This is a genomic window from Pseudomonas sp. R37(2017) (genome assembly GCF_002113375.1).
In the GTDB taxonomy this organism is placed as follows: Bacteria; Pseudomonadota; Gammaproteobacteria; order Pseudomonadales; family Pseudomonadaceae; genus Aquipseudomonas.
This window is the reverse complement of the sequence record NZ_NEHO01000005.1, coordinates 86,278-110,711: the sequence shown is the minus strand read 5'-3', so window position 1 is coordinate 110,711 and position 24,434 is coordinate 86,278. Positions and strand designations below refer to the sequence as shown.

At 60.4% G+C, this 24,434-nt stretch carries 21 protein-coding genes, 6 tRNA genes and 1 pseudogene; 7 read left to right on the top strand and 21 right to left on the bottom strand.

Translation table 11 applies throughout. The annotated features are described in order from the left end of the window. Positions 1–284 precede the first annotated feature (284 nt). Positions 285–1,154: a DNA-binding response regulator gene (locus CAG47_RS10625; RefSeq protein WP_085724820.1), complete on the top strand. Its 870-nt coding sequence runs from the start codon at positions 285–287 to the stop codon at positions 1,152–1,154. A gap of 57 nt (positions 1,155–1,211) precedes the next feature. Here the strand turns inward: CAG47_RS10625 and CAG47_RS10620 are convergent. The 6 genes from CAG47_RS10620 to CAG47_RS10595 form a co-directional block, all read right to left on the bottom strand. Continuing rightward, positions 1,212–1,287, bottom strand: a tRNA-Gly gene (locus tag CAG47_RS10620). A 3-nt stretch (positions 1,288–1,290) separates the two neighbouring features. Next, positions 1,291–1,366 (bottom strand) — tRNA-Glu (locus tag CAG47_RS10615). A 39-nt stretch (positions 1,367–1,405) separates the two neighbouring features. Next, positions 1,406–1,481 (bottom strand) — tRNA-Gly (locus tag CAG47_RS10610). A gap of 2 nt (positions 1,482–1,483) precedes the next feature. Then, positions 1,484–1,559, bottom strand: a tRNA-Glu gene (locus CAG47_RS10605). Between the two features lie 104 nt (positions 1,560–1,663). Further along, positions 1,664–1,739: transfer RNA gene (locus CAG47_RS10600), tRNA-Gly, on the bottom strand. Positions 1,740–1,741: 2 nt separating this feature from the next. Beyond that, positions 1,742–1,817 (bottom strand) — tRNA-Glu (locus CAG47_RS10595). A 384-nt stretch (positions 1,818–2,201) separates the two neighbouring features. On the opposite strand from CAG47_RS10595, the gene CAG47_RS10590 reads away from it, so the two are divergent. Next, entirely contained in the window at positions 2,202–2,960 is a 759-nt protein-coding gene (locus CAG47_RS10590) for a hypothetical protein (RefSeq protein WP_177408961.1), read from the top strand. Positions 2,961–3,081: 121 nt separating this feature from the next. On the opposite strand, the gene CAG47_RS29325 is transcribed toward CAG47_RS10590, so the two are convergent. The 4 genes and pseudogenes from CAG47_RS29325 to CAG47_RS10575 all read right to left on the bottom strand — a co-directional run bounded on the left by CAG47_RS29325 (position 3,082) and on the right by CAG47_RS10575 (position 7,578). Continuing rightward, the gene (locus tag CAG47_RS29325; protein WP_371917199.1) at positions 3,082–3,945 is read right to left on the bottom strand and encodes a methyl-accepting chemotaxis protein; all 864 of its coding nucleotides are present in this window, start codon (positions 3,943–3,945) and stop codon (positions 3,082–3,084) included. Beyond that, a pseudogene (locus tag CAG47_RS29320) lies at positions 3,943–4,167 on the bottom strand (HAMP domain-containing protein); the annotation flags it as partial. The pseudogene CAG47_RS29320 and the gene CAG47_RS29325, both read right to left, overlap by 3 nt. A 987-nt stretch (positions 4,168–5,154) precedes the next feature. Further along, entirely contained in the window at positions 5,155–6,540 is a 1,386-nt protein-coding gene (locus CAG47_RS10580; protein WP_085724817.1) for a PLP-dependent aminotransferase family protein, read from the bottom strand. 276 nt (positions 6,541–6,816) lie between these two features. Further along, positions 6,817–7,578 (bottom strand): SDR family oxidoreductase, encoded by a 762-nt coding sequence (locus CAG47_RS10575; RefSeq protein WP_085724816.1) that lies wholly within the window; start codon positions 7,576–7,578, stop codon positions 6,817–6,819. 236 nt (positions 7,579–7,814) lie between these two features. Here CAG47_RS10575 and CAG47_RS10570 point away from each other — a divergent pair, with 236 nt between their 5' ends. After that, complete coding sequence (locus CAG47_RS10570) at positions 7,815–8,819, top strand: NADP-dependent oxidoreductase (RefSeq protein ID WP_085724815.1); 1,005 nt, start codon at positions 7,815–7,817, stop codon at positions 8,817–8,819. A 139-nt stretch (positions 8,820–8,958) separates the two neighbouring features. Here CAG47_RS10570 and pyrF read toward each other — a convergent pair whose 3' ends face one another. The 11 genes from pyrF to CAG47_RS10515 all read right to left on the bottom strand — a co-directional run bounded on the left by pyrF (position 8,959) and on the right by CAG47_RS10515 (position 18,516). Continuing rightward, positions 8,959–9,657: an orotidine-5'-phosphate decarboxylase gene (gene pyrF, locus CAG47_RS10565; protein ID WP_177408959.1), complete on the bottom strand. Its 699-nt coding sequence runs from the start codon at positions 9,655–9,657 to the stop codon at positions 8,959–8,961. 216 nt (positions 9,658–9,873) lie between these two features. Further along, the gene (locus CAG47_RS10560) at positions 9,874–10,929 is read right to left on the bottom strand and encodes an AI-2E family transporter (RefSeq protein ID WP_085724813.1); all 1,056 of its coding nucleotides are present in this window, start codon (positions 10,927–10,929) and stop codon (positions 9,874–9,876) included. A gap of 68 nt (positions 10,930–10,997) precedes the next feature. Further along, a complete protein-coding gene (locus CAG47_RS10555) occupies positions 10,998–11,804 on the bottom strand; it encodes a DUF4892 domain-containing protein (RefSeq protein WP_085725065.1) in 807 nt (268 codons plus the stop codon). An 8-nt stretch (positions 11,805–11,812) separates the two neighbouring features. Next, positions 11,813–12,472: a glutathione S-transferase family protein gene (locus CAG47_RS10550; RefSeq protein ID WP_085724812.1), complete on the bottom strand. Its 660-nt coding sequence runs from the start codon at positions 12,470–12,472 to the stop codon at positions 11,813–11,815. A gap of 50 nt (positions 12,473–12,522) precedes the next feature. Further along, positions 12,523–13,377, bottom strand: a complete 855-nt coding sequence (locus CAG47_RS10545; RefSeq protein ID WP_085724811.1) for an alpha/beta hydrolase — start codon at positions 13,375–13,377, stop codon at positions 12,523–12,525. Beyond that, positions 13,374–14,180, bottom strand: coding sequence for an alpha/beta fold hydrolase (locus tag CAG47_RS10540; protein WP_085724810.1), 807 nt, complete (start codon positions 14,178–14,180; stop codon positions 13,374–13,376). The genes CAG47_RS10545 and CAG47_RS10540 overlap by 4 nt, the downstream gene beginning before the upstream one ends. A gap of 113 nt (positions 14,181–14,293) precedes the next feature. Beyond that, on the bottom strand, positions 14,294–14,737 hold the full coding sequence (locus tag CAG47_RS10535) for a hotdog fold thioesterase (protein WP_085724809.1): 444 nt from the start codon (positions 14,735–14,737) through the stop codon (positions 14,294–14,296). A gap of 32 nt (positions 14,738–14,769) precedes the next feature. Continuing rightward, on the bottom strand, positions 14,770–16,437 hold the full coding sequence (locus tag CAG47_RS10530) for an AMP-binding protein (protein WP_085724808.1): 1,668 nt from the start codon (positions 16,435–16,437) through the stop codon (positions 14,770–14,772). 222 nt (positions 16,438–16,659) lie between these two features. Then, positions 16,660–17,115: a phosphohistidine phosphatase SixA gene (sixA, locus tag CAG47_RS10525; protein WP_085724807.1), complete on the bottom strand. Its 456-nt coding sequence runs from the start codon at positions 17,113–17,115 to the stop codon at positions 16,660–16,662. Then, the gene (locus tag CAG47_RS10520; protein ID WP_085724806.1) at positions 17,112–17,459 is read right to left on the bottom strand and encodes a DUF4389 domain-containing protein; all 348 of its coding nucleotides are present in this window, start codon (positions 17,457–17,459) and stop codon (positions 17,112–17,114) included. The genes sixA and CAG47_RS10520 overlap by 4 nt, the downstream gene beginning before the upstream one ends. Positions 17,460–17,490: 31 nt before the next feature. Then, positions 17,491–18,516 (bottom strand): NAD(P)H-dependent glycerol-3-phosphate dehydrogenase, encoded by a 1,026-nt coding sequence (locus tag CAG47_RS10515; RefSeq protein WP_085724805.1) that lies wholly within the window; start codon positions 18,514–18,516, stop codon positions 17,491–17,493. Positions 18,517–18,711: 195 nt separating this feature from the next. On the opposite strand from CAG47_RS10515, the gene CAG47_RS10510 reads away from it, so the two are divergent. The 4 genes from CAG47_RS10510 (at position 18,712) to fabA (ending at position 24,430) form a co-directional block, all read left to right on the top strand. Continuing rightward, positions 18,712–20,835, top strand: coding sequence for a TonB-dependent siderophore receptor (locus tag CAG47_RS10510; RefSeq protein ID WP_085724804.1), 2,124 nt, complete (start codon positions 18,712–18,714; stop codon positions 20,833–20,835). A gap of 1 nt (position 20,836) precedes the next feature. Continuing rightward, complete coding sequence (locus CAG47_RS10505) at positions 20,837–21,769, top strand: ABC transporter substrate-binding protein (protein ID WP_085724803.1); 933 nt, start codon at positions 20,837–20,839, stop codon at positions 21,767–21,769. Then, complete coding sequence (locus CAG47_RS10500) at positions 21,766–23,667, top strand: ATP-binding protein (RefSeq protein ID WP_085724802.1); 1,902 nt, start codon at positions 21,766–21,768, stop codon at positions 23,665–23,667. The genes CAG47_RS10505 and CAG47_RS10500 overlap by 4 nt, the downstream gene beginning before the upstream one ends. A gap of 247 nt (positions 23,668–23,914) precedes the next feature. Then, a complete protein-coding gene (fabA, locus tag CAG47_RS10495; RefSeq protein ID WP_085724801.1) occupies positions 23,915–24,430 on the top strand; it encodes a 3-hydroxyacyl-[acyl-carrier-protein] dehydratase FabA in 516 nt (171 codons plus the stop codon). Positions 24,431–24,434: the final 4 nt, after the last annotated feature.

Sequence of the window (24,434 nt, the reverse complement as noted above, 5' to 3'; positions counted from 1 at the left end):
ATACGGCGCCATGGCCTTTGCAAAAGTGCGCAAGGGGGCGAAACAAGGCATTGAAACGCAAAGGCAATTGTCACTGATTCACAAGCGACAGGCGGCTCTACCCAGTTTTTTCGAAGAGACACTGGCAAACAATCGGCCAGGCTGCGTTCCAGAAAACCAATAGAGCAAATGGAACTAAAAAGCGTCTTTTTTATTATGATTAAATCAGCAAGTTGATGGCATATTGGCAATACTGGCGAAGAGAGTCACAAAGACCCCCCGAGTAATGACATGACGTTAATGACATGACGTTCAATTTAACCAAAAGGCCATCACTCCTGTGGTTCGATCTGACTCATGATCGGTCCACGAAAGAACTCATCGCGCAGTTCGACGACGCCTGCGACTGCAGCCTGGCGAAAAACTCCGTGCTGCCCATCCGTGAGCATGCAGACATGATCTGCATCCACTTTGATCGCCCCGACACTCAGGGCTTGCGGCTATTGCTGGAGATCAAACGCACCACCCCTGCCATCCCGATCACCATGTTCACCGTGCAGCATTCGGAGGAGCTGGCTGTATGGGCCATGCGTTCCAGCGTCTGGGAATACATGGTGCTCCCACTCTCGCCCGCCGAGAAGAAGCGTTACCTGGGAGTGGTGGTTCAGCTCTGCGAGGTGCGCCGAAATGCCAACGGCCAGGGCAAGTCTTCGCAGATCGACCACTCCCCGAGCCTGCCGGACAGCATCCGGTTGACCTCGGGCCACCAAAAACACCAGGCGCTGAACAGCATCATGCTGTACATCGAGCAGAACTTTCGATACAGCATCGATCAGAGTGATCTGGCCAAGCGCTGCGGCATGACGACATTTCGCTTCAGCCGCCTGTTCAAGGAAGCCAATGGACTCGGCTTCACGGATTACATCTTGAACAAGCGCATGAACTACGCCAAAGACCTGCTCGACAACAGCCAGATGCCTATTACCAGCATCGGCTATGAAGTCGGCTTCAAGGATCCTTCCTACTTCGCTCGTGCCTTCAGGCAGTTCGCCAACTGCACGCCCAGCGAGTACCGCCTGGCACGCCAACTCAGAGCGGCTGCAGCCATGCAATTCGAGCAGGATGAAGAAACCTCTGAAGCGCTCGAAAGCCTGGTACAAAGCCTCAGCGGTTGATCCGGTTTTTTCGCGCAAACGAAAACGCCGCTCAATGAGCGGCGTTTTCGTTAAACATGGAGCGGGAAACGAGACTCGAACTCGCGACCCCGACCTTGGCAAGGTCGTGCTCTACCAACTGAGCTATTCCCGCAAATGGCGTCCCCTAGGGGACTCGAACCCCTGTTACCGCCGTGAAAGGGCGGTGTCCTAGGCCACTAGACGAAGGGGACAAAAAAACGCCGCTCAACAAGCGGCGTTTTCTTTGAAAATGGAGCGGGAAACGAGACTCGAACTCGCGACCCCGACCTTGGCAAGGTCGTGCTCTACCAACTGAGCTATTCCCGCAATGGCGTCCCCTAGGGGACTCGAACCCCTGTTACCGCCGTGAAAGGGCGGTGTCCTAGGCCACTAGACGAAGGGGACACGCTACCCGGAACACATGGTGTGTGTTTCGGTGCCCAGATCCGCATCCGTAGACTTGGTTCTGGTTTCACTCAGCCCTGCCCGAAAGCAACGCTGTTTAAAATTGGAGCGGGAAACGAGACTCGAACTCGCGACCCCGACCTTGGCAAGGTCGTGCTCTACCAACTGAGCTATTCCCGCATTGGCGTCCCCTAGGGGACTCGAACCCCTGTTACCGCCGTGAAAGGGCGGTGTCCTAGGCCACTAGACGAAGGGGACACGCTACAACATTCACTCCCTGCTTCGTTTCGCTGTGTGCTTTACGCTGCAAGTGGCGCGCATTCTATGGATGGATTGAGAGGTCGTCAACCCCCAGATATAAATTTATTTAAATCAATGACTTCGCCCTGCTTTTGGGCACCATTGCGGCTTTTCCGCTGCCCGGCGTTTGACGCCTATATTCTGGCACCCGCCAAGACGTTATAGTCCACCCAATGATGGCAATCTGTATATCGCGTGCCACCATTTATAGAAGCGGGGCTGCGGCCGATATAAGCGCAGGCATGTCCGATCCAACCCGTCATGCGGGCCCAGGCGCTCAAACACCGAGCAACCAAACTCGCATGCGTACCCTAAAAAGAGGTCTTAACGGTGACGCCACTCATGATCACCCTGCTCGTCGTAGCCGGGATCGCGCTGTTGATCGCCATTGGCTACATGAACCATGTGGTGGAAAACAACAAGCTGGAAAAGGCCCGTACCAAGATTGAGCTCAACGATCGCCTGCGACGCTGCGGCGAAATCACCGAGACTTTCCCTGGCCAACTGATGACCCCGGCACTCAAGCTGCTGTTGGCCCGCCTTGAACTGAACGTCTGCCAGCGCCTGCTCAATCTGGAAAAATCCAGCGCCAACCTGAAGGCGCGGATCGCAGAGCTGGAAGCGCTTGTCGGCCAGGGTGAATCCATCCCGGTCAACAATCCGCCTGCACCGATCCAGACCGAAGCCAAGGCCAAGGATGTGCGCTTCCTGCTCGAAGCCCTGCATGGCCAAATCACCCGTGCGGCACAGGACGGCTTCCTGCCCCCCAGCGAGGCCAAACGCTGGATCCGCGAAGTGCGCCACATCCTGGTGCTGCTGCACATCGAGTTCTTCAACAACCTCGGCCAGCATTCCCTGCAACAGAACCAGCCCGGGCAGGCTCGCCTGGCGTTCGAGCGCGGCGTGCAATATCTGCGCAAACAACAGGAGCCACAGGTCTACGCCGAGCAATTGGAATACCTGGAAAAACTCCTGGCCCGCGCCAATGACCAGGTCATGGATCGCATTGCGCCAGTCGAAGGCGAGGTCAACCAGTTGACCGAAGGCCTCAAAGACGTCGAGGCCGACGCGGACTGGAAAAAGAAAGTGATCTACGACTGATCAGCAATAAGACCTGTAGGAGCGAGCATGCTCGCGATGGTCGTCAACGATGACACCGGCAACCTGACACTCCACGGTGTCAGGTCTTCCATCGCGAGCTTGCTCGCTCCTACAGGTACATTCATAGCCTGAAATGACCGACCATGCCCTTCAGTTCAACCCCCAGTTGCGCCAACTGGATACTGGACGCGGCGTTGCCCTGCATCGCCAGCGATGACTGATCGGCACTGGCGCGAATACTGGTGACACTGCGGTTGATTTCTTCGGCCACCGAGCTCTGTTCCTCGGCCGCCGCGGCGATCTGCTGGTTCATCTGCTGGATCAACGATACCGCCGCCGCAATGCTGCCCAGCGCACTCTCGGTCTGCAAGGCATCGCTGACCGCCAGCTTCACCAACTTGCCACTGCTCTGGATCTGCTGCACTGACGACTGCGCAGCCGTGCGCAATGCACTGACCAGACGCTCGATCTCCTCGGTCGATTGCTGGGTTCGCTTGGCCAGCGCGCGCACTTCATCGGCCACCACGGCAAAGCCCCTGCCCTGTTCGCCGGCCCGCGCGGCCTCGATCGCCGCGTTCAATGCCAGCAGGTTGGTCTGCTCCGCCACGCTTTTGATCACACTCAAAACCGTGCCGATGTTCTGGATCTCCGCACTCAGGCTTTCAATGCTCGAACTGGCGGAAGTGGCCGAATCCGCCAACTGTTCGATCCGCGCCATGCTCTGGCGTACCACCTGCTGACCGCTTTCAACCTTGCCGTCAGCCGTTTGCGCAGCCAGGGCGGCTTCTTCTGCATTACGCGCGACGTCATGCACCGTGGCCGTCATCTGGTTCATTGCAGTGGCGACTTGTTCGGTTTCCTCCTTCTGCGTGCTGACCTCGAGATTGGTCTGTTCAGTCACCGCCGACAGCGACTGCGCGGAAGTGGCCAACTGTTCGATTCCCGACTGCAAGCCGCTGACGATATGGCAGAGCCCCGCACCCATTTGCTGCATTGCCTGCATCAACTGGCCGATTTCGTCGCGGCGAGTCACTTCAACGGTCGCACTCAAATCCCCTGAGGCAATCTGCTGCGCCACCCCAATCACACTGCGCAGTGGCGCCACGATCAAGCGGGTGATGAACCACGCGGCCACCAGCCCGACCAGCAAAGCCAGAGCGGAAGAGCCGATGATCAGCAGCGAGTTCTTTTTCAGTTCAGCCTGCATGGCCTGGTCTTGCGCGACATAAGCCTGATCCACCCGCTCTACCACTTGGGCGGCGCGTTGGTGCAACTGTTGATAGACGGTTTTTTCCTGTTCCAGCAGGCCGGTGTACTCGGCGAGTTTGTCGCTGAAGCTGGCGATATGACCCGCCACCTCATTGAGGACGGTCTGGTAACCCTCATCCTTGACCGTGGTCTTGAGTTGCTCGGCCTGGGCCAACGCCTGGCTGGCCTGTTCGATCTTGCCTTGCCCGGCGCTGTCGTCGCCTTTGCGGCTTTGATCCAGGCGCATGCGTGCTTCATTCATGGCTTGCAGCATCAAGCGTGAAACCTGGCTGACCTGACTGGCCTGCTCGATGAATTGCGCACCGTCCTTGCCTTCGGAGTCCTTCAGCGTATAGGCACCGTCGTCGGCGAGCCCCGACTGCAGTACATCAAGATTATTGGCCACGCTGGACACCGACCAACTGGCCATTTCCAGCGCCAGGTCCTTGGCCTGGGTGAGCGAGACAAACTCGTCGAAGGCCTTGCGATAGGCGCCCAGAGACTGTTCGACATCATTCATCACCGGCACGTTGGCGGCAGACTCGACCTTGAGCTGGCCAGCAAGCGTAATCAAACCATCGACGCCTTCGTGCAGGGCGTCGACGGTTTTGGGATTGCCGTGCAGGGCGTACTCCTGCTCCAGCAGCCGCACCTTGAGCAAACCGCTATTGAGCGAAGACATTTGCTTGAGGCCGTCGAAGCGCTGACTGATGGTTTGCAGGGACCACACGCCAATGCCCGCTACCAGCGCTGTCAACAACAGCACCAGGACAAACCCGATACCCAGTTTTTTCGCCATACCGAGGTTGGCAAAACGTCCTTGCACGGCCGAAATCATTGCACTTAGTCCCCTGCCAAAGTCTGTAGGCGCAGATTCGCAACGGGCCAGTGGCAACACAAGGCTCTGGCGCCGGAATAATGGCAAAAAGCTACGCAAGCGTCGCTTTCAGAACGCTTGAGGTCGATCCCGGGCAGTGGCTTGAAAGAACGCACGGGCACGCGGGTCACAGGCATAGGCCACGTTGATACGCTGCCAGTCACTGGCCTCGCCCGAAGCGTTGAAGGCGATCTTCGAAGACAGCAGCACCCCCAGACGCCGTGCCTGGGTCCGCACCTGATCGAAGTCGGACATTCGTGATCGCGCCCAGATGAACAGGCCTCCCGAAGGCTTGCCGAAAACTTCCCATTCGGCATCCTCGAGCATTTGCAACACCACCAGCCGGTCGGTGCTCAAGCGTTGGCGCTGACGTTGCACCAGCTTGCCATAGGCACCATTAGCCAACAGGCACACCAGCACTGACTCGCCAAATCGACAGGCGCCCATGCCAGTGATCATCTTGGTCTCGGCCAGACGCGTGATAATTGCAGAATCGGCCACCACGAAACCGACCCGCAAGGAACTGCTGAGGGTCTTGGAATAGCTGCCCACGTAGATCACCTTGCCGTCCAGCGCAGCCAGTCGCGTACCGGAACCGCTGCGCAGATCCGCATAAACGTCGTCTTCGATCACCTGCACGCCAAAGGTTGTGGCCAGTTGCAACACGCGGCGCGCCACCACCGGCGCAAGGCTGCTGCCGGTCGGGTTGTGACAGTAGCTATTGATGAACAGCCCTTGAGGCCGGTGTTTGACCAGCACCGATTCGAGCACTTCAACGTCCGGCCCGCGCGGTGTTCGCGGCACCTCGACCATGTGGATGCCGTGTAGCCTGAGCAGATCGAACAGCACCGGATAGCCGGGACTCTCCACGACCACACAGTCACCGGCCTTGAACAGTGTCCGCACAATCAAGTCCAGCCCCTGACTGGCACCTGCCGTGGTCATGATCCGGTTATCCTGCGCCTGGATATCCAGCTGCCTGAGACGCTTGAGTATCTGTTGGCGCAAGGCTGGCAAACCCAGCGGCGTACTGTAGTTGAACAGGCTGGCCGTATCGGTACGACTGACTTGCCCAATCGCGTAAATCAGATCGTCGGTCTCGCGCCAGCTTTCAGGCAACCCGCCACAGCCCAGCCTCAACTCGCCCGACCAGGGCCCGTGCTCGGACTCGGCCCCCTCGAACCAGGCAGGCTCGTGCCTTGCGCTCGCAACCAATACCGGAGCGGCAACCGTATAGCCGGCTCCATGACCTGATACCAGCACCCCCTGCGTCACCAGGCGTTCGCAGGCCTGAACGACGCTTGACTGACTGAGCAAATTGATCCGCGCAATCTGTCGCACCGAAGGCAGGCGCGTACCGGGCAGTACCCCGTTGGAACGGAGCCAGCAGGACAGCGCGTCAACAATTTGCTGCACGACGGGCACAAGCGCCTGTCGATCGATTCTCAACTCCATGAGCAAGCAAACTCCTGTTGATTTTGCGAGAAGCAGTTAATCACAGGAGCATTCGCAGGCATGTGCGACAACGCCGCCAAAACCCTTTGTTCCAATCATTTGAAACACATTGCCCGATCCGCTGACGGAACCAGAAAACAATGGGAGCGAGCCTGCTCCGGGCGGTGTTCCGACGAAAGCGGTGTGTCAGCCGATATCAACGTCGACTGATACGTCCTCTTCGCGAGCAGGCTCGCACACAGGTTGTAACTATTGCTTCAGTAACGATGCGCAGCTTCAGAACGCTGTTACACCACCGTCCACGGCCAATGAGTGCCCCGTGGTGAACGCCGCGCCATCGCTGCACAGATACAGCACCGCGCTGGCGATCTCTTCGACCTTGCCGATGCGACCGACCGGATGCATGGCGTTGGCGAACTCGCCTTTTTTCGGATCGGCCTCATAAGCGCGACGGAACATATCGGTGTCGATCACCGCCGGACATACGGCGTTGACCCTGATTTTTTTCTTCGCGTACTCGATGGCCGCCGATTTGGTCAGGCCGATCACCGCATGTTTGGAGGCTGCATAGATGCTCATTTTCGGCGCCGCCCCAAGGCCGGCCACCGATGCCGTATTGACGATCGCACCGCCCCCTTGCGCCAGCAGCAACGGCAACTGGTATTTCATGCACAGCCAGACGCCTTTGACGTTGACGCCCATGATCGCGTCGAATTCGTCGACGGTTCCTTCGGCCAGCTTGCCTTTCTCGATTTCGATGCCGGCGTTGTTGAAGGCATAGTCAAGACGACCGTAGGCGTTGATCACCTCATCCATCAGGTTTTTCACATCGTTTTCCAGGGTAACGTTGCAACGCACGAAGGTCGCTTCGCCACCGGCCGTACGAATCAGCGCCACCGTGCCCTCGCCGCCCGCCGTGTCCATATCGGCCACTACGACCTTAAGGCCTTCGGCGGCGAATGCCTGGGCGGTCGCACGGCCAATGCCAGCCGCCCCGCCTGTCACCACAACCACCTGGCCGGAAAACGTCATGCTCATTGTTATGTCCTCGAAGAGAAGAAAGCGGGGAATCGCGTAGGGCCAGTCTAGCCATGGAGGTCTTGAACACGGCAGCACTATCAGGACTCCGGTTGAGCCCCCATGAGTTGCAGTGATGGAACCGCCGTACCAACTATCACTGCACTGGATCAACGTGCATTCGCCGCATCAGCCGAACTTGCGGCATCGTCGCTGACGGGCTATCAACAAAGCTTCATTCATCTTGAGTGCCTGCCATGACCTCCCAGACCAATCGCCAATTCCTGCTCGCCAAACGCCCGGTGGGCGCGGCGACCCGTGAGACATTCACCTATCAGGAAGTACCGGTCGGCGAGCCCGCGGCGGGTCAGATCCTGGTCGAAAACCAATACCTGTCCCTGGACCCGGCCATGCGTGGCTGGATGAACGAGGGCAAGTCCTACATCCCACCGGTCGGACTCGGCGAAGTCATGCGCGCCTTGGGTGTGGGCAAAGTCATTGCCTCGAACAATCCGGGGTTCGCCGTGGGCGATTACGTCAACGGCGCCCTGGGCGTGCAGGACTTTTTCCTCGGTGAGCCGCGAGGTTTCTACAAGGTTGATCCGAAACTGGCCCCCCTTCCGCGTTATTTGTCGGCACTGGGCATGACCGGAATGACGGCGTACTTCGCCCTGCTCGACGTCGGCGCTCCGAAGGCCGGTGACACCGTGGTGCTGTCGGGCGCGGCAGGGGCCGTGGGCAGCATCGCCGGGCAAATTGCCAGGATCAAGGGATGCCGTGTCGTCGGCATCGCCGGCGGTGCGGACAAGTGCAAGTTCCTGATCGACGAACTGGGTTTCGATGGTGCGATCGACTACAAGAGCGAAGACGTCCTCGCCGGTCTCAAGCGCGAGTGCCCGAAAGGCGTCGACGTATACTTCGATAACGTCGGCGGCGACATTCTCGACGCGGTGTTGAGCCGCCTGAACATGAAGGCGCGGGTGGTGATTTGCGGCGCCATCAGCCAGTACAACAACAAGGAAGCAGTCAAGGGACCGGCCAACTACCTGTCGCTACTGGTCAACCGCGCGCGCATGGAAGGTTTTGTGGTGATGGACTACGCCGCCCAATACGCCAGCGCCGCCCAGGAAATGGCCGGCTGGATGGCCAAGGGGCAGCTCAAGAGCAAGGAAGACATCGTCGAAGGACTGGAGACTTTCCCGGAGACGCTGATGAAATTGTTCAGCGGCGAGAATTTCGGGAAGTTGGTGTTGAAGGTTTAAGCCGGTATTTGAAGTCACCCCAAAACCAATGTGGGAGCGAGCCTGCTCGCGAAGAGGGAGAGTCAGCCGACATCAATGTTGACTGACATTCCGTATTCGCGAGCAGGCTCGCTCCCACAATGGGTTCTGCGGTGTCAGATCAGGCGAGTTCGGCCACTACCGAGGCCAGTGCCTTGGCCGGATCCGCGGCCTGGCTGATCGGACGGCCGATCACCAGGTAGTCTGAGCCGGCCTCCAGCGCCTGGCGTGGAGTGAGGATGCGGCGCTGATCGTCCTGTGCGCTGCCCGCCGGACGAATCCCCGGAGTCACCAGTTGCAGCGACGGATGCGCCGATTTCAGCGCCTGGGCTTCCAGGGCCGAGCACACCAGGCCGTCCATCCTGGCTTTTTCCGCCAGGGCGGCCAAGCGCAGCACCTGCTCTTGCGGCTCGATGTCCAGCCCGATACCTGCCAGATCTTCACGCTCCATGCTGGTCAACACGGTCACGCCGATCAGCAGCGGTTTCGGGCCAGTACGCTGATCCAGCACTTCACGGCACGCTGCCATCATGCGCAGGCCACCGGAGCAATGCACGTTGACCATCCACACGCCCATTTCCGCAGCGGCCTTCACGGCCATCGCGGTGGTGTTCGGAATGTCGTGGAACTTGAGGTCCAGGAACACTTCGAAACCCTTGTCGCGCAGGGTGCCGACGATTTCCGAGGCGCAACTGGTGAACAGCTCCTTGCCGACTTTGACCCGGCACAGCTTCGGGTCCAACTGATCGGCCAGCTTCAGTGCGGCGTCACGGGTAGGGAAATCCAGGGCGACGATGATAGGAGTCTGGCAGGCGGACATGAGTGAGCTCTCAGGCAAGTCGAAATCGGCGCGCATTGTAGCGGAACCAGCGCCGCTGCGGGACCCGATGATCGGTAAATCGTCGCGACGGCTCCGGCAAGACTAGCCCTCGGGGCGATTGTGTCGAGTTCGAACCACACACGACAGGCTCGCGATGAAGCCCCGCGCCGCAACAAAAAGCCCACTGTCCTTCAGCGGGCCAGGGCGCCTGGCGCATCAGGGCCGGCGATCTTCGCCCCGCGCCTGAGTCCTGCTCCAGTCGATCAACAGGCTGTAGGCCACGGCCAGCAATGTCGGACCAATGAACAGGCCGATAAAGCCAAAGGCGATCAGGCCGCCAAACACCCCAAGCAGCACAATGACCAACGGCAGGTTACCGCCACGACTGATCAGGTACGGCTTGAGCACGTTGTCGACTCCGCTGATGACGAATGTGCCCCAGATCCCGAGGAATATGGCCATCCCGTACTCGCCTTTCCAGGCCAGCCACGCAGTCGCAGGAACCCATGCCAGCGGCGGGCCCATCGGGATCAGGCTGAGCATGAACGTCACGATGCCAAGCACCAATGCACCCGGCACGCCGGCAATCAGGAACCCGATCAGCGCAAGGAGCGCCTGGGCCGCCGCGGTGCCGATCACACCGTTCACTACCCGCTGTACCGTGCCCGCCACCAGCTCAATGTAATAGCCGGCCCGTTGACCGATCAGCCGTTCCAGCAACGTGTGGACAAACGCCGCCAGGCGCGGTCCGTCACGATAGAAAAAGAACACGAAGACGATGCTCAGGGTCAGCTCGAGGATACCGCCGCCGATCTGTGCGCTGCGCGCCAGCAACCAGTTACCCACCTGCCCCAGATAAGGCTTGAGCGACACCATCATCGCCGCGCCCTGCTCATCGATGCTGTTCCAGATCCCGACCAGCCGCTCGCCCACAAAGGGAATCGAACCCAGCCACACCGGTGCTTCGGGAAGCCCCTCGACCTGCGCATCCTTGATGAATGCCGTGGCATCGCGAACATGGTCGGCGAGATTGAAACCCAGCCACACCAGCGGCGCCGCTACCAGCACCATCCAGCCCAGCGTCAGCAATGCCGCCGCCAGAGATTCGCGGCCATTGAGGGAACGGGTCAGCAGGCGCATCAGTGGCCAACTGGCAAATGCCAGGACCGCGCCCCAGAACATCGCCGACCAGAACGGCGCCATCACCCAGAAGCTCGCACCAAACAGCACCACGAGCAGGATCTGCACCAACAGGCGATCGTTATTGATCATCAAAAGTCTCGAAAAAGTCAGTCAGCAAAAGAGTAGGCGAACACCGCAAACACGCTCGCCCGCTACAGCTATCGTAAAAGCTCGATGTGCAGGCCAGAGCCCTCGACACTGCCGGTTTCCATCCGCGCGGCGCGTACGCCCTGGCCAATCAGGGCCTGACGCCAGGCTTCGGCGTTGGCTCCGGAAATACTGACCCGCAAAGTGGTGTCCAGATTCAGTCCGCGAGAAACAAGGCGTAGCCAGGTCTCGTCAGGCGCACTGTCGAGCGTGGAAAAATCGAGCTCGCCGGTGCTCTTGAGTTCACGCAGCAAGGTCGCGGAGGTGGGCAACAACTCGCCCAGCGGTGCCGAGGCCTCGAACTGCTCGACATGCAGGTAGGCTTTGCGATTGCCGCGGGTGATGCTGTACAGCGCGACGAGTGTGTTATCCCGTGGCGCCGCAAGTCGCAGCAGCAAGTAGGCTTGTTGATCGTCGGCACCATACAGCTTGGCGTTGCCGAAGACTTGATTGGCCCAGAGGCTGCTCTCGCCGCAATCGCGCGCCTGGCACCAGAAGAGCAGCCCGGCGTCCTGCTTTTGCAGAGCTTCGCGGGCAGCGGTAAACGCCTCGATGGAGGAATGCTCAGGTGGCAACTCGTAGGTCACCGATGTGACGTTGCCGCGGGCATTGACCTGACCGTCGAAACGCAACTGACCACTGATCTTGCGAATCGAGCCCAAGGGGTAGATCCGCTCCAGCTCGGCGGCAGGGCGATAGTCGACAATCTGGGCATCGACCATGCGCGGCACTATCGGGAGGTCCTGACTGCCCGGAACATCGGCGGCGAACAACAAGGGACTGAAACTGCACAGCACCAGCAAACTGAGTGATCGCATGGACAGGCTCATCGGATCAGCATGGCCTGGGCGCCCTTGATGACACTGGCTTCATCGGCACGTTGCGGTACCTGCAGGCCACGCTGCACTGCCGGCCGGGCTTCCAGGGTGGCCATCCAGCGTTGCAACGCCGTCAAGCCCTCCACCGAGACGCCCGACCACTCGTAACCACGCACCCACGGAAAGGTGGCGATATCGGCAATGCTGTACTCGTCGGCGAGAAATTCCACGCTTTGCAAACGCGTGTCGAGCACTTCGTAGAGGCGACGGGTTTCATGCTGATAGCGGTCGATGGCGCCCTGGAGCTTTTCCGGAAAGTAGCGGAAGAACACGTTGGCCTGCCCCTGCATCGGGCCGATGCCTCCCATCTGGAACATCAGCCACTGCAATACCACCGAACGCCCCTTCGGGTCACGAGGCATCAGTTTACCGGTCTGTTCAGCGAGGTAAATCAGGATGGCGCCGGATTCGAACACGGCGAAATCGCCGTTGGCGCGGTCGACAATCGCCGGAATCCGGCCATTGGGGTTGATCTTGAGGAAGTCCGCGGACTTCTGCTCCTTTTTGTCGAAACTCAAGGCATGCACCCTGTAGGGCAGGCCGAGCTCCTCGAGCACGATAGAGACCTTGTGGCCATTCGGGGTCGCAGCGGTGTAGAGATCTATCATGGTTGTCTCCCTTTTCAACCCGCCAAGCCTCGACAGTTGCCCGGCGCAAGTCAAGGAATGGCGAAGAACCGATTGAAACAGTCTGCGACAAGATCGGCACCGGCCTCGTTGTTCAGGTGCAAATGGTGACCGCCTGGCAGTTGTTCCCGGCTAAAGGGTAGACGCTCCAGCAACTCCGGGTGTTTGGCGAGCATGCCGTCGGCGGCAACCACCAGCGTTGCAGGACATTTGACCCGCTGGACGAAGGCCATGGCCTGTTCAGTGGTAAGACGCAGCGGCGATGGCAGCGTGAGGCGATTGTCGGTGCGCCAGGTGTAACCGCCCGGTACCGGCATCAGACCACGCTGCGCCAGCAGTTCAGCGGCCTCGCGGCTGACCGCCACCAGGCCCTTCATGCGCGCTTCGATGGCACGGTCGAGGGTGTCATAGACCGGTTTGCGCTTTTCCCGCAGATCCAGTTGCGCCTGCAGGGCCATGCCCATGCGCTCGGCAGCGTTTTCACCTTTGTCCGTAGGAGGAATGATGCCGTCGATCAACGCCAGGTGGGTGACCCGCTCGGGCAGCGACCCGGCGATGATCAGCGAAGCGATGGCACCCATTGAATGCCCCATCAGCGCAAATCTGCGCAATCCAAGCTGTTCGGCAACCTGCAGCACATCGTGGGCGTAGTCCCACATGGCGTAACCGGCTCCCGGCGGGCGATGCCCGGAATGACCATGACCGGCCATGTCCAGCGCGATGATGCGCAGACCTTTGAGTTTGGGTGCCAGACGGGCAAAGCTGTTGGCGTTGTCCAACCAGCCATGCAGGGCAATGACCGGCAAGCCCTCTTCGGGACCGAACAGGTGCGCCGCCAGCTCGATGTGCGGCAGGCTCAGGCGGACCTCTTCGACGACGTGGCTCATGCGCAATCCTGTTGTCGACGACCGTCCCAGCGATGGAACAGGCCCTTGAGCATTTCAGCGGTATCCAGGGGACGCTCGAGCGGAAACATGTGGCCGCCGGGCATGGTCAACGACTCCCCCAATGGCAGGCGATCGACCGAACTGGCGTGATGGCGCATCACCACACGGCTGCTGTGCCCGCGAACCACTGCCAGCGGCACCTGCAACTGCCGGGTGCTGCCCGGACTGGTATGCGGCACGCCGCGATAGATGCTGATTTCCGTGGCCGGGTCGAATCGCAGGCGAAGCTTGTCGTCGACCTGATGCAAGCCATGTTGCAGGTAGGCATCGAAGCACTCCGGGTCGAAGCCGCGGAACAGGGTTTTGCCGGCGAAATATTTCCGCGCGCTGTCCAGGTCGGCGAACTCTTCACGGCGGCCCAGGGTACGCCCGGCCGGGGTCAAGCGGTCGATGAAACCGAAACGCTTGGCCGCGCGGATGACCCAGCGATCGGTTCGGGTCAGCACTGGCGAGTCGAGCATCACCACCCCGCGATACAACTCGGGGCAACGCAAGGCCGCATGCAGGTGCAACACGCCACCGAAGGAGTGACCGACGCCCCACACGGGCTCGGCCTGTTGTTGCAGGTGATGGATCAGTTCATCCACCAGGTTGTACCAGTTGTCGTCCGCCGGGAAACGCGGGTCGTGGGCGTGCTGCTCCAGATGCGTCACCTGAAACTCGGGTGCCAGCGCCGCAAATAACTTGCCGTAGGTCCCCGAAGGAAAACCATTGGCGTGGGCGAAAAAGATCTGTTGCGACATACCTGCAAATCCATGAGCGAGAACAGGTGTTGATTGTCCGCAAGACCACGTCCTCCAGCAATGACCGTAACTGACAGGAACAGTGACAGTCCGGTCAAAGCAATGGCCTGATTTCAGCGCGTGGGCGGGTTCTCCCCCAACGGTACCACCGCCATGGTCAGCCGCGACACGCAACTGGCCTTGCCCTCATCACTGGTCAGGCGAATGTCCCAGACATGGGTCGTACGGCCGATGTGGATCGGCTTGGCCACCGCCGTCACCCGCCCGCTTCGCAGGCCACGCAAATGGTTGGCGTTGATTTCCAGGCCCACGCAATAGAATTTGCTGGAATCGATGCACAGGAAGCTGGCCATGGAGCCGACCGACTCGGCCAGCACCACCGAGGCGCCGCCATGCAGCAAGCCGTAAGGCTGATGGGTGCGATGGTCGATGACCATGCTGGCAGTCAGGGATTCGTCGTCGACAGCTTCGAATCGGATGTCCAGCAGTTCGCCGATGGTGTTTTTCTGGAATGCGTTCAACTGTTCGATGTTTGGGGTGGTGCGCCACAGGCTCATCGCAGAGTTTCCTTGTTGGTATTGTTCGTGGATCAATCCTGCCACAGCACCGCTTCGCTGCGCTCGCTCCATTCTTCAAAGCGCTCACCGTAAGCGGCTTCGATCACGTTGCGCTTGATCTTCAGGGTCGGGGTGAGAAAGCCGTTTTCCACGGCCCAACTGTCCTTGACCACCACCAGCCCCCTCAGTCGTTCATGCTTGTCGAGGGCGCCATTGACCTCCTCCAGCAGTTTTTCCAGGCTCGAATGCAAACCGGCGCGCGCGGCCCCACCGGCATCCTGCTGGCCGACCGCCGACAACACGCACAACCCCAGTGGTGCACTCAAGCCATCGCCCACCACGCAGACCTGCTCGATGCGCGAATGCACGGCCAGACGATTTTCGATCGGTGCCGGCGCCACGTACTTGCCTTTGCTGGTCTTGAAGATTTCCTTCAGGCGACCGGTCAGGCGCAGATTGCCCTCGGCGTCCTCCTCGCCCTTGTCGCCAGTGCGCAGGAAGCCGTCCTCGGTAATGGTGTCGGCGGTTTTTTCCGGCTCCTTGAAATAGCCGAGCATGGTCGCGCCACTGCGCACCATGACCTCCCCTGTCTCGGCGATCCGCACTTCGACTTCCGGGCACGGCTTGCCGATCCAGCCCGGTTTGTTCTGGCCCGGCATACCGATGTGGGAATAGCCGCAGCTCTCTGTCATGCCGTAGACCTCCAGCACGTCCAGGCCCAGTTTGCGGTACCACAGCAACAGGCTCTGCGGCACCGGTGCAGCGCCGGACAGCGCAATGCGCAACGCATCCAGCCCCAAGCCGACAAGGACCTTATGCCCGACCCGTTTGCCGATGATCGGCAAGCCCAGCAGGAAGTCGAGACGTTTTGCCGGGATCTTGCTGTACACGCCCATCTGGAACCTGGTCCAGATGCGCGGCACGCCAAACAGAGCGGTCGGGCGCGCACGCTGCAAATCAGTCAGGAACGTATCGAGGCTCTCGGCGAAAAACACCGTTTGGCCGGTATAGATCGACGCCAGTTCGACGAACATCCGCTCGGCAACGTGGCAAAGCGGCAAATAGGACAGCAGTCGGTCCGACTCGTTGAGTCCGAACAACGCAGTGCCACGCGTGGTGGCGAACCCCAGGTTGCCGAAGCTGTGCATCACGCCTTTGGGCATGCCGGTGGTGCCGGAAGTGTAAATGATGGTTGCCAGTTGATCGGCGGCGGGTTTGGGATCGTCCTGGATCGGCGAGCTGTGTTGCAGGTCGGCCCAACTGAAATCGAACGTCCCCGGCGGATGCAGGGGCAGACTGATGGTCGGCAGTTCGGGGCTGACGCCGCGGGACATGCCAGGCCAGTCGTCGAGCTTGCCGATGAACGCCAGCGCCGCTTCCGAGTGTTCAAGCACCTGAGAAACCGACTCGGCGGTGAGGTTGGGGTACAACGGCACCGACACATGCCCGGCCATCCAGATCGCCAGGTCGGCAATGATCCAGTGGGCACAGTTCTTCGAGATCAGGGCGATATGGCTGCCCTGTGGCAGCTCCCGCGCTCGCAACCAATTGGCCGCACAACGGGCCTGATGACCAACGTCCGCCCAGGTCAAGGTCTCGACCTGACCGCCTCCGACAGGCTGGACCAGAAAGCGCTGGCGGGGATGGCGGGCCTCACGCTCGTAGAAAACGTCCAGTGGCAAACGAAAAGCAGCAGACATGACTCGCTCCTGTTTTTTTTGGTCTGGAGCAAGCGTAGTCAACCAAGCAAGTGCTTGGTTGACTATTTCATACAAAACTTCTCATACCTGTGGGAGCGAGCCTGCTCGCGATGGCGGACGAACATTCAACATGGGTGTCGGCTGACTTGGCGCTATCGCGAGCAGGCTCCCACAGTGTTCGGTGCCACCTTCAGATCAAGCAGTGTCTTTTGAAAAGGCTGGCTAAGGGTGCTTGATGCTGTCGAGCGTCATCGAACCGACCAGCAGTTCCTCGCCCTTGAGTTCGGCCAGGCCGGCGGTGCTGAGTCTCTCCGGGGGATATCCTGCGCCATGTTGCAGGTAGCTCAGCAAGTTACCCACCAGCGGGTTGTGACTGACCAGCAACACGTTGCTTACCGCGACCATCTGTTCGGCCACCTTGTCCGGCTCGGTGTCCGGTGTCAGCCACTCGACGGTGCGGATTTCCGGTTCGAAACCCAATGCCTCTCGTACCAGTTGCGCTGTTTGCTGCGCTCGCAGGTAGGGACTGGCGTAAATGCCGATCAGCTGCTGCCCCACCAGCTCTGCGGCGATTTTCAACACTTCCATGCGACCGTTTTCCGTCAGTTCCCGCTCCGAATCGTGGGGACGAGAGCCGTGTGGTACAGCTTCACCATGGCGCAACACCCAGAGTTTCATAGCTTGGGTTCCTCATCTCGGGCCGGGTGCGGTGCCGGCGCCACGACATGCGGCGCTTCACCGTCCGGCGTACGCGGCGTCGGCCAGTCGGCGAACGGCCAGGGCTTCTGGTCGCTGTGAAAGCTGCCGAAACGACCGATCTGCGCCAGAAACTGGCTCAGGCTGTCGCCGAAATTCATCAGGCTGGCGCTCGGGGCGCCATAGAACAAACGATAGATCAACTGCACCAGCACGACGGCGCCTAGGATGAACTGCGCCACTTGCCACACCAGCACGAAGACGACCATCCACAACGCGCGCAGCAGGATGGACTCGTATTTGTCTTCTACTTTTGGATCGTTCATGTACAACTCCCTGCTTTTCTGGCAAGCGTGATTAGTTGAAACCGCTGGTGGAAATAAAGTCGACGTCGGTTTTCGGCTCGCCACGCATCAGCAGACCAATGACCTGCTCCAGCGTGCGGCCTTCGAAGAGGATCGCATGCAACCCGGCGACCAGCGGCATGTAAACGCCAACCTCCTGGGCCTTGGCCTTGAGCACTTTAAGGGTGTTGACCCCCTCGGCGACTTCGCCCAGGCGCGTGACGGCCTCGTCCAGGCTCAGGCCCTGCCCGAGAGCGAATCCGACCTGATAGTTGCGGCTCTTGGGTGACGAACAGGTCACGATCAGATCGCCCACGCCCGCCAGCCCCAGGAAGGTCATCGGGTTGGCGCCCTGATTCACCGCAAAGCGGGTCATTTCCGCCAATGCCCGGGTGATCAGCATGCTCTTGGTATTTTCCCCCATGCCCATTGCCACCGCCATGCCGGCGATGATCGCGTAGACGTTTTTCAACGCCCCGCCCAACTCCACGCCGAAACGATCGGCGCTGGCGTACACACGAAAGGTACGGCCATGCAGCGCGGCCTGAACCTGCTGGCACAATTCTTCGTCTTCACTGGCGACCACCGTGGCGGTCAGTGCGTGTTCGGCGATCTCACGGGCCAGGTTGGGGCCGGACAGGACGCCGATGCGCGCTTGCGGCGCGATCTCTTCGAGAATCTCGCTCATCAGCTTGAACGTGTGGGCTTCGATGCCTTTGGTCAGGCTCACCAGCATTTTGCCGGTCAAGCGTTCGGCGTGCGGCACCAGCACCGAACGCAGCGCGCTGGAAGGCAATGCGACAAAACACAGGTCACAGGCATCCAGTGTGGCTTGCAGGTCGGTGACCGCCGTGACGCCAGGCAGAATCTTGATGCCTTTGAGGTAGCGCGGGTTTTCGCGATTGACCCGAATGGCCTCGGCCTGTTCGGGGTCACGCATCCACTGCAGGACCTGATGCCCATTCTCGGCCAGCAGATTAGCCACGGCGGTTCCAAAACTTCCGCCTCCCAGGACCGCAATCGGGTGCTGTTCAGTCATATGCAATCCGTTAATCCATACCAGTGGCGATTTCAGCATTATACGGGGCAGTCCATCGGCGGACAGCCCCGACATCAAATACAGCTACCTGTAGGAACAAGACCAATAAAGCCGAGGAAAATGCAGGCATCGTGAATGGAAAAGTCACTCGGCTCGGTTAACATGCGCGCCATCAATCACTGACTGGGATGTGTTGTGTCTCCGGGTGTTCCTTCACCGCATTCTCCGCTGGTACTGGCGCTGGTTTTCAGCTCGCCATTGCTGGCCGACGACCTGTTCCTGGACAGCGAACCGCTGCCGCAAGTGCTCACGGCCACACGCCTGAAGCAGTCACCGGCGGCAGTGCCGGGAAGCATGACCGTGATCGACAGCGCCCTGATCCACGCCAGCGGTGCCCGCGACATCAGCGAACTGCTGCGCCTGGTACCGGGGATGATGGTCGGCAACATCAGCGGCAACCAGGCGGCGGTGAACTATCACGGCACCAACGCGACTGAAGCGCGACGCATGCAAGTGCTGATCGACGGGCGTTCGGTGTATCGCGCCGGCCTGGCCACCGTCGACTGGAGCGATATTCCGGTGGCCATGGAAGACATCGAGCGCATCGAGGTCTTTCGCGGGCCGAATACCGTCAGCTATGGCGCCAACGCCCTGATGGCCGTGGTCAACGTCATCACCCGGCGGCCAGCCGACAGTCACGGCACGCGCATCAAGGTCACCCGGGGCCAACGTGGCATCGACGACTTTTATGCCAGCCAGGGTGTGGGCTGGGAGGATGGAGACATGCGCCTGTCCCTGTCCGGCCAGCAAGACGACGGCTTCGACAGCAACCGCACCGGTGCCGATTACCACGACAGCCGCCGTCTCGATCGATTCAACCTGGCCGTCAGCCAGAGCCTCGACGAACGGCAAAGCCTCGATTGGCAATTGAACGCCAAGGACGGCACCAACCAGCGGCCCTATACCTACCGACCGGTGTTCCCGGGCATTACCCGCGCGGGCGACGACTCCGACGTCACCGCCAAGGACTACGCCGGCTCGTTGCGCTGGAACCTTGACATCAATCCCGAGCACAGCCTCTATATCCAGGGTTCGGCACAACACTGGGATCGCCAGCAAACCTGGCGCGCCTGCGACGCGGAAGTGTCGTTCAGCCCGCAACTGACCGAACTCTGGCAATTGAATCCCAACTACACCGAACGCCTGGCCCGCAACATCACACGCTTCGTCGACCGTGGCGCACCGGCCGGCACACCCGTCGAGCAGGCGCTGGCCAACCAGGTACTCGATCAATGGCGCAATGGCGCGAGCCAGACCGTTTGCGGTGACATCGACCAGAGCACCCGGGAGTCGCGCTACGACCTCGAACTGCAGGACACTCTGAGCCTTGCCGACAACCTGAGACTGGTCAGCGGGATGAACCTTCGTTACGACCGGGCGGATTCCGAGACTTACTTCAACGGCACCCTCGATGACACCATCTGGCGGGTGTTCGGCCAGTTCGAGTGGCGCGCCAGCGAACACTGGCTGCTGCAGGGCGGTGCCATGTTCGAGGACACCCGGTTGATTGGCAGTTCGCTGACACCGCGCATGGCAGTGAACTACCTGATCAACCCGCGCCACGGCTTGCGCGCGGTGTACTCCGAGGCCATCCGTTCCCCGGACATGTTCGAGAACAACGTCAACTGGAGTTATCAGGTCACCAACCTCAAGCCCGGTGCCTTTGGCCAGTCCAGCGCCCGTTATTTCGTCAAGACCCGTGGCCCAGGCGACCTCGATCAAGAGCGCATGCGCTCCCGGGAGCTGGGCTACAACGGCTACTTCCCCGACCCGGGACTGGCGCTCGACGTGAAGCTGTTCCACGACGAAATCACCGGCATGATCAGCGAACCGCTGCGCAACAATCAGTACATCGCAAGCAACGCCAACAAAGCGCGCTTTTCGGGCGCCGAAACCCAGCTCGACTGGCATCTCGGCAGCCTCGATCGCCTGCGCTTGACCTATGCCTACGTCGATGTCGACGCCAGCAACCCGCTGGATGCCAGGCAGACTGCACGCAACAGCGGCTCCGCCGGATGGCTGCGGGATTGGGGACAAGGCTGGAACAGTGCGCTTTTCTACTATGGCGATGACGCGCTCAACGGCTACCGCTTCGAACGGGTCGATGCGCGCATCGCCAAACGTATTATCTTGGGCAAGGCCAGCCTGGAATTGGCCGGGGTGCTCCAGCAGCGCCTGGACAATCAGCCGGACACCTTCATCGACAACAATTATGACCAGAGCCACGTGATGTATTTCAGCGCGGAGCTGGAACTTTAAGATGCCGTCTCGTCCGGCCTGCAGAATGCCGCCCCTGGGCCGGCTGCTGGCCGTGCTTTGTCTGTTGTTTACCAGCATGCTTGGCAGCCGGACCGGCAACGCGGCCGAGATATTGCTCACGGGAGCCGAAGACAGCCCTGGCGTGAGAGCATTTACCCAAGCCCTGGGCAAGTTGCGACCAAATGACAACGTGCGATTCCAGGCACTGGCCAGTTTGCCGATACCGGACAAGCTGCCGGAAAATATCCGTTTGATTCTCCTCGACCTGCCCAGCCTTGACTGGCGCCTGCAGGACGCCCAGGGCCCGGCGACACTGGTGCTGCGCATCAGCCGCCTGCAAGCCCGGCAACGCTTGAACAACTCATTGCCGGCGCGCCTTTGCCTGCTATGGAGCGATCCACCGCCGGACCGCCAGCTGCGCTTGACCCGCACGCTTTTGCCACAAGCCAAACGCATCGGCGTGCTCTACGACACCCACAGCGAATTCCTGCTGAATGAGCTGCGTCAGGCCGCCCTCCCCCTGGGGCTTGAGGTGGTCACCCAGCGCTGGGAAAACATTCACGACAGTCGCCCGTTACAGGCCCTGCTGAAAAGCAGCGACGTGTTGCTGGGCCTGGACGACACCGACCTGTACAACCCGCAAACCGTCAAGAACCTGCTGCTGAGCAGCTACTCACGTCAAATGGCACTGATCGGCCCCAACGCGAGCTTCGTCAAGGCCGGGAGCCTGGCCAGCACCTACAGCGACCAGAGCGACTGGCTGGCAGTCCTCGATGCATTGCTCGACCGGCCACCGGCCACCTGGCCGCGCTCGCAGTATCCCCATCGATTCAAGGTTGCGAGCAATCCGCAAGTGGCGCGTTCCCTGGGCATCGAACAGATCAACGAAGCGTCTGTCGCCACATTGCTGGCTGAAGGAGAACGCCGCCCATGAACCTGCGCCGTCGCTGGGACATCAACACCCGCACCCAACTCATCAGCCTCGGCCCTGCCCTGCTGCTGACCTTGTTGCTGATCAGCTTCTTCACGTTCGTGCGCATCCAGGATCTGCGTCAGGAAATCACTCACACCGGCCAATTGATCGCCAATCAACTGGCCCCCGCCACCGAATACGGGGTGATATCGGGCAACAGCGAAGTACTCGAAACCTTGCTCAAGGCGACGCTGGCCACGCCCAACGTGAGTTTTCTGGAAATCCAGGACAGCGCCAACCGGGTACTGGTGTACGTCGAACAACCCAACGAACACCAAAATCGCGCACAACAACTCGAAGTGTTCCAGGCTCCCATACGGCTCCAGCGAATCGCGTTGCACAATGACTTTTTCCAAAGCAGCAAAACCGCCACGGCGCCGCCCACCGAGGACTACCTCGGCCGGGTGATCGTCGGGCTGTCCGACGACTCCTTCAGCCGGCGTCAACAGGAGATCGTGCTCAAGGCCGCCATTCTGGCGTTGTTTGCCCTGCTGTTTACCTTCATCGTGGCCCGGCGTCTGGCGGGCAGCCTGTCGCAACCGATCCGCGATATCGGCAATGCCGTCAAGGCGCTCCAGGCCGGCGACTACAAAACACCGCTGCCCATTGTCGATGACACCGAGCTGGGGGCGCTGTCGCAACACATCAACAACCTCGCCAGCGGCCTCGAGCAGGCCAGCCGCGAACAGCATCAGGCCATGGCACAGTTGATCCAGACCCGCGAAGAGGCGGAAAAGGCCAACAACGCCAAATCCGAGTTCCTCGCCATGATGAGCCATGAACTGCGCACTCCGATGAATGGCGTACTGGGCATGCTGCAGTTGCTGGAAACCACCGACATGACCGAGGAGCAGGTGGAGTACGCAGCGCTGGCCTCGGAATCCACCGAGCACCTGCTCAAGGTCATCAACGATATTCTCGACTTCTCGCGGATCGAACGTTCGGAGCTGGAACTGGAACACATTGCGTTCAATCTCGCCGACCTGATCGGCAGTTGCGCCCAGTCGTTCCAGCACAGTGCCGCGCAACGCGGCCTCGACCTGCAACAAATGATCCCCGACGACATGCGCGGCTTGCAGGTCAAGGGCGACCCGACGCGGATCCGGCAGATACTGGTCAACCTGGTTGGCAACGCGCTGAAGTTCACCGAGCAGGGCCGCGTCACCATAGAGGCGCAGTGGCAGTCGCTGGACCACGAGTTGCTCTGGTTCACCTGCAGCGTGCGCGACAGCGGCATTGGCATCCCGGCGCACAGCCTGGAATTGATGTTCAACGCTTTCCAGCAGGCCGACAGCTCCATTTCAAGGCGCTACGGCGGCACCGGGCTGGGCCTGCCCATTGCCCGCACCCTCGCCGAACGCATGGGGGGCACCTTGCGCGCGCAGAGCGAGGAAGGCCGCGGTTCGGTGTTCACCCTGGAAATTCCCCTGGCGCTGCACCAGCAGGCGCAGCCGCTGCTGCCCCCACGTGCGAAAACCGGCAACAGCGACGGCGAAGGACGCAATGTGCTGTTGGTCGAAGACAATCCGGTCAACCAGACGGTGATCGAAGCCATGTTGCGCAGCCTGGGCTTCCAGGTCAGTGTCGCCGCCGACGGCGCGCAGGCGGTACGCAGCGCCGAGAGCCTGATTTTCGAAGCGATCCTGATGGATTGCCGCTTGCCGGTCATCGATGGCTATGAGGCCACCCGACAAATCCGCAACCTGCCCGGATGCAGCGACCTGCCAATCATCGCCCTGACCGCCAACGCCTTGCAGGGCGACCGCGAGGCCTGTCTGTCGGCGGGGATGAACGATTACCTGGCCAAGCCGTTCAAACGCAATGATCTGCAGCAAATTCTGCAACGATGGGTGCAGTAGTACAGGCCTTTCGACCATCTGTGACTGGCGTGAAAGGCGAAAGTGCGGCAGTCTTAGGCACCTCGACAGGCCCGAAAAGGGGCTTGAATAATAATTTCAGTGCACAAGTGTACATTCATGTCCTTGGTGCTGTGACTTTCACTACAACGCAATAGTCTATGAGTAGGCTGCCGATTCGAGGCATGAACGCTTCGATCGGCCGGGAAGATTTGCCCCACCTGCCGCATGGGACTATTGAGGAGCTCGCATGACCAAACAAAACGCCTTTACCCGGGAAGACCTGCTGCGCTGCAGTCGCGGTGAGCTGTTCGGCCCAGGTAACGCGCAACTGCCCGCCCCGAACATGCTGATGGTTGATCGCATCACCCTGATCAGCGAAGAAGGTGGCAAGTACGGCAAAGGTGAATTGGTCGCCGAGCTGGATATCAATCCGGACCTGTGGTTCTTCGCCTGCCACTTCGAAGGCGATCCGGTGATGCCAGGCTGCCTGGGCCTCGACGCCATGTGGCAACTGGTCGGCTTCTTCCTGGGCTGGCAAGGCCTGCCGGGCCGTGGCCGTGCGCTGGGTTCGGGCGAAGTGAAATTCTTCGGCCAGGTCCTGCCGACCGCCAGCAAAGTCACCTATAACATTCATATCAAGCGCGTCCTCAAGGGCAAGCTGAACCTGGCCATCGCCGACGGTTCGGTCACTGTCGACGGTCGCGAAATCTACACCGCCGAAGGCCTCCGGGTCGGCGTGTTCACCTCCACTGACAACTTCTAAGGGT